The 442-nt window shown below is 61.3% G+C and carries 1 protein-coding gene; it reads right to left on the bottom strand.

Annotated features, from left to right (window positions below; all coding sequences use genetic code 11):
* Positions 1-442: DDE-type integrase/transposase/recombinase (locus tag EN857_RS33325; protein ID WP_135897676.1), on the bottom strand; the 442-nt coding region annotated here is incomplete at both ends.

A 442-nucleotide genomic window follows, 5' to 3' on the forward strand; every position in this document is an offset into this window, starting at 1 on the left:
CGTCAGTGTCTTAAGCCGGCGCCCGAAGTTGTAAGCGTCGATGAAGTCTTGGAGATGCTGACGGAGCTGATCGTGGTTGTCGTAGTGGAAACGCTTGACGGTGGCCTCCTTGACCGTGCGGTTCATGCGCTCGACCTGACCATTCGTCCACGGATGCTTCACTTTCGTGAGCCGGTGCTCGATGCCGTTGTCGCGACAGACGCGGTCGAAGATGTGCTCGAAGGCGTGCCGGTCCTGCGTGCGGTTGGTGAACTGGATGCCATTGTCGGTGAGCACGGTGTGGATGGCGTAGGGGACGGCGGCCACGAGGTTGCGCAGAAACTGGGCGGCCGCCATCTTACCAGCCTTCTCATGCAACTCCGCATAGGCGAACTTCGAGGTCCGGTCGATGGCCACGAAGAGGTAGAGCTTGCCTTCGGCCGTGCGCACCTCGGCGATGTCG

This window comes from Mesorhizobium sp. M4B.F.Ca.ET.214.01.1.1, from assembly GCF_004791545.1.
Taxonomy (GTDB): domain Bacteria; phylum Pseudomonadota; class Alphaproteobacteria; order Rhizobiales; family Rhizobiaceae; genus Mesorhizobium; species Mesorhizobium abyssinicae.